Genomic DNA, 4,412 nt, shown 5'->3' with positions numbered 1-4,412 from the left:
GATGGCAATAAATCCGGATGATTGTTTTTTTACAGCAGCTCGGTGGCGTTTGCGAGCAGTATAAAAGGAACCTTGGGTAACCTTATGCAGCTTACAGAAATCTTTTATAGTTATGCCTGGGGTCTTATCATACGCAGCAATCAATTCAAGTAATTGCTGTTTGTTGCGCCTGGGTGTCCGGTGAAGCGGTTGCTGTTCGTCCATCGATCATTTTTTAGTAAGCGACAAATGTAACCGGCACATTTTGAAATTCAGTCGTGGTTCTGGTTAGAGGTTTACATTTCATCGTTACGATAGCTGCTAAGAATCCATAAGTCATGGATTATGCCTGCGTTGTCAGTGTATTGAGTCTCCATGATAGAAAGTTAGGAAATTGCAATTTTGGTTTGGTGAACAAATCTGGGAAAACCACCGGTTTTATACTGTAAAAAATTGGAGAAAAAGCCGTAAGACTTCTGCGAGCTCAAGAAAGCTAGAACGGGCAATAAAAGATACGAGGCTCGTCCAAAGTTTTATAAATAAGGGAGTCATCAAAATGTACATTAGGAGTGCAGGTGTAATATATGATATTCCCACCCCTTCTTTCTCAGGGCTGTATAGGTTCAAGTTGTTAGTGGACTATGTAATTCTATTGATCTTTAAAAGGTTATACTAATATGCCAACCGGTAGTTGGCTAATTAGTTGACTTTTCTTTATCTTCCGCGTAATCAGATATAAGCTTTCCCGCGAAAGTTAAAATATCAATTTGTGAAATATCCTGTTTGCTCCCAATGAATAAACGCCCCTCCACCTTCAAAGTAGCAAAATCCTCGAAAAAATTTTTAGTCGCAAATGTCAGTGGTACATCCATTATGGTTAATGTCTCCTCAGGAAATATAATGGGAGCATAGGTTGTTGACACTTTAATTCTCTTCGGATCCATTCTTGTAACATTTATCTCATCTCTTTGCATGGGGATTGACAACTTGCCATCGGGAAGATTTTCGAAATAGATCGCAGCCTTGTAATCCTTTTCAACCCTACTACCTTCATTATATACAGAGAGCCTGAGATGAAAAGAAATTCCATCTTTGTCAAGTTCAAGGCCACCTGCTCCAATAGACTCTATTTGTAAGGACGATTGACTAAAATCTCGTCCATACATGTCTCTGATTTCGTACTCTGCCATGGGCACAGCTTGGAAATTATACCTCCGATAATACTTTCCTGTCTTTGCCATGTGAGGAGCGTGATGACTTCTTGGAATCTTTACAACATAGACTGTTTTCGTGACGTCGTTGCTAAACCTTACCGGCTCAATTGTTATTCCTGGGATTACTCTCTGCACACCGGAGATGATAACATTTTCCAGCCATTCTTTTGTGATGACGTTACCGTCAGTAAAGGAAAATTCAGTAGCAACATGATTTACTTCAGCCATTCCATAGATGATGACCCCTCCGTCAGAATTAGCAAAAGCAGAAATATCTTTCGAAATTTCCTCTTTAACTTTATCGGACATTTGTAAGGCTCCAGATTTCTTGAACTCCAAATAGATCGACTCTTCCGCCTTAACTGATATCAATTCCTCCAGATCTGAGAAGTTAAATGTTTCTTTATCAAAAAAACTTTTCATGTACCTCGTATTTAATTTCCATATAGTTTTACCATTTCTACATCAATGAGTTCATCCCCGAGTTCCTTCAAATAGATTTCTGTTGTCCTGGTATCTGAGTGCCCAAGCACTTCTTTGATGGTATGGATACTGGACCCAGACATCAGATGATAGGCTACGCTATGTCGTGATATATGAAAGGTAAGTGTTTTCTTAATTCCCAATCACAGTAAGTCGTGCTAAGGCCTTTAATTGACGGTTTACAACAGTGTTGAGACTTCCGTTCATGCCAATGTATCGTGTTTTGTCGTCCGGCAACTCCTGTACACAAGGGAAGAGGTATTTGCCCTGATATTGATCTATGATTGCTTGAAGCCTTGAGTGGATCTTCACCGTGATATACTTATTGCCTTTGTTTGTTCTAAAGTGGATCCTGCCGTTTACGATATCCGATCGCTTCGCATTTACACAGTTTTCAAACCGCACACCTTAGCAATAATATGCGAACAGGAACAGGTTCCTGGCATTATCTGTAATGCCTGGCTTAAGCGGAAGTTCTTCAAGCCGCTTGATTTCTTCCAATGTGAGTTTTTCCTTTTTAACCGGCTTCTTCGGGATTTTATAAGTCTTCACATTATTCGGTAGCTCAGCTTTTCCATCTACAACAGCCTGGCCGTAGAATTCCTGAAAGAATTTGTATTTCTTATTTCGGGTATTGTTGCTATTTCCTTTCTTCACCAGGTAGGATTCAAAGATCTACTTGTGCCCGAAATGACGTCAGGGATTATTGGTATAGACGATTGGGCTTTTAACAAGGGCAATACTTATGGTACCATCATTGTAGATTGATATCAAAATAAAGTAGTGGACCTTTTGCCCGACAGAGAAGCTGCGACTGTATCAGAGTGGCTTAAAGGTCACCAGGAAGTAAGGGTGATATCAAGAGATCGAGGTGGGCCTTATTCAAAGGGTGGCCGGGAAGGCGCCCCACAAGCCATCCAGGTTGCTGATCGTTTCATTTGCTGATGAACCTGGGAGAGGCAACAAAAAAGATGTTCCAGTCTATGGGAAAAGAACTCGCCAAATCATTTTCACTTTACAATAACCCAAAAGCATCCCCCCACTGTCCCACCCGCCACAGCAACCATCAGTCTAAAGGAACAAGATATGCCTACGGTAGAGACAGCCGCTATGAATACCAATCATGAACTCCGGGTACGATTTGATAAGGTAAGAGAGTTTAAGGATCAGGGATATACTATCAGAGCCATCTCCCGAAGTGTCGGTATATCAAGAGTAACGATTAGAAAATACTTACGGATGGACTTTCTCCCAAAGAAAACAGGAAGTCGATCCACTAATTTTGATGCATATCAGCTATACCTTTTGCAGGCAACCAATGCAGAGAAGCCGTATACAGACCTTCATACAGATATAGTGAAACAGGGCTTTAATGGTGGTTATACGCAGTTTTGCAACAACATGAATATTCTATTAAAGAGGTATAAGATGACACGAACATACCGCAAGTCAGACCCTTCGATTATAAAAACATGGTCGGCCGGTAAGTTATCGTTCCTGCTCCAAAAAGAACCAAAAATTTTAATGAAAGAGGATAACAAATTCCTGAATCAACTATGCAGCAAATATCCGGTGATAAAACAAACGGCAAAACAAGTGAAGCAATTTAAAAAGTTATTTAAGGATAAGCAGGAAGGATCGCTCCAGCAATGGCTCGATGAGGTGGCAAATTATTGCGAAAAATAATAATCGTCAAATCCGGATGATTCACCAAAAGTGACGAAGAACCAGAATCCCCCGGAATTTACACGGGATTGGCAACTACGCATTTTATGTCTAATGGGCAATCATGGATAACTATGCGAAAATTTAGACTGCTCTAGAATGGAAGGTTCTCTTCTTCAGTTTCTTGAGACGGCGGTTCTCTTATATCTTTCGGTTTAAACCAATTCTTTGTGATATCGTTATCACTACTATGCGGGGTAGGTCTAGCTTCATTAACCTTAAAAAGAGTTGGGATTTGAACAGAGTGCCCAAAAACTAAAGCATGTTGTCGGGGTATGGAAGGTAACCGACTTAATATACTACTGGATATATGGGGTGTCATCTGACGAATGTGCATCAAATCCTCTGGGTTTTGGATACGGTGAATAATAAAGTTACTACACTGTGATAGTACGGTTTTTGATAGTTCGCTTGGTCTCTGGGAAGAAACCAATAAAAACATCCCATATTTTCTGCCCTCTTTGGCTACCCGCTCAAAAACTTTATTTGCATCTCCAAATACCCTTCCTTTATCATAAGAAATATACCTGTGAGCTTCCTCCAATACTATATTTACAGGGAAAATATTACGCAGCTTATTCTTTTTCAATTTTTCAAAAATCATCCTGGATGTTACACAAGATATAACCTCCACGATTTCATCTTCAACCGAATTTAAATCAAGTATTGATAATTGTGTTTTCTTTTGGCCATTACTGGTGACACCCAAAAGTTCATTGATAAAATCAGCTTTGTCTATTTCAGCGATATTCTTTGTCAAAAAGTTAAACTCTTGCCTTTCTTTTAGACTTTTATACCTGGTTATAAATGAAGAACAATAATCTCTGATTTGTTTATTTCCATGATATTCCTCATAAAGTATTGCATCTTCGTAAACCTCTAACCAGAACCACGACTGAATTTCAAAATGTGCCGGTTACATTTGTCGCTTACTAAAAAATGATCGATGGACGAACAGCAACCGCTTCACCGGACACCCAGGCGCAACAAACAGCAATTACTTGAATTGAT

General features: G+C 39.7%; 7 protein-coding genes. 2 read left to right on the top strand and 5 right to left on the bottom strand.

Features of this window, described 5'->3' with window-relative positions; genetic code table 11:
* From VK664_RS00070 to VK664_RS00055, 4 genes are all read right to left on the bottom strand, one after another.
* The coding region (locus VK664_RS00070; protein WP_461396542.1) for a hypothetical protein at window positions 1-204 on the bottom strand (204 nt) is incomplete at its 3' end.
* 470 nt (window positions 205-674) lie between these two features.
* On the bottom strand, window positions 675-1,616 hold the full coding sequence (locus VK664_RS00065; RefSeq protein ID WP_461396541.1) for an AlbA family DNA-binding domain-containing protein: 942 nt from the start codon (window positions 1,614-1,616) through the stop codon (window positions 675-677).
* An 11-nt stretch (window positions 1,617-1,627) separates the two neighbouring features.
* Window positions 1,628-1,819: a tyrosine-type recombinase/integrase gene (locus VK664_RS00060; RefSeq protein ID WP_461396540.1), complete on the bottom strand. Its 192-nt coding sequence runs from the start codon at window positions 1,817-1,819 to the stop codon at window positions 1,628-1,630.
* Between the two features lie 265 nt (window positions 1,820-2,084).
* Window positions 2,085-2,333, bottom strand: a complete 249-nt coding sequence (locus tag VK664_RS00055; protein ID WP_461396539.1) for a hypothetical protein — start codon at window positions 2,331-2,333, stop codon at window positions 2,085-2,087.
* A 126-nt stretch (window positions 2,334-2,459) separates the two neighbouring features.
* On the opposite strand from VK664_RS00055, the gene VK664_RS00050 reads away from it, so the two are divergent.
* Both VK664_RS00050 and VK664_RS00045 read left to right on the top strand, forming a co-directional pair.
* Complete coding sequence (locus VK664_RS00050; protein WP_461396538.1) at window positions 2,460-2,621, top strand: transposase; 162 nt, start codon at window positions 2,460-2,462, stop codon at window positions 2,619-2,621.
* 141 nt (window positions 2,622-2,762) lie between these two features.
* Complete coding sequence (locus VK664_RS00045) at window positions 2,763-3,362, top strand: hypothetical protein (protein ID WP_461396537.1); 600 nt, start codon at window positions 2,763-2,765, stop codon at window positions 3,360-3,362.
* Between the two features lie 133 nt (window positions 3,363-3,495).
* On the opposite strand, the gene VK664_RS00040 is transcribed toward VK664_RS00045, so the two are convergent.
* Window positions 3,496-4,161: an ATP-binding protein gene (locus tag VK664_RS00040; protein WP_461396536.1), complete on the bottom strand. Its 666-nt coding sequence runs from the start codon at window positions 4,159-4,161 to the stop codon at window positions 3,496-3,498.
* Between the last annotated feature and the right edge of the window lie 251 nt (window positions 4,162-4,412).

The organism is Flavitalea sp. (assembly GCF_035489435.1).
In the GTDB taxonomy this organism is placed as follows: domain Bacteria; phylum Bacteroidota; class Bacteroidia; order Chitinophagales; family Chitinophagaceae; genus DATHKG01.
The sequence above is the reverse complement of the archived record's forward strand: the minus strand, read 5'-3'. Positions and strand labels throughout refer to the sequence as shown.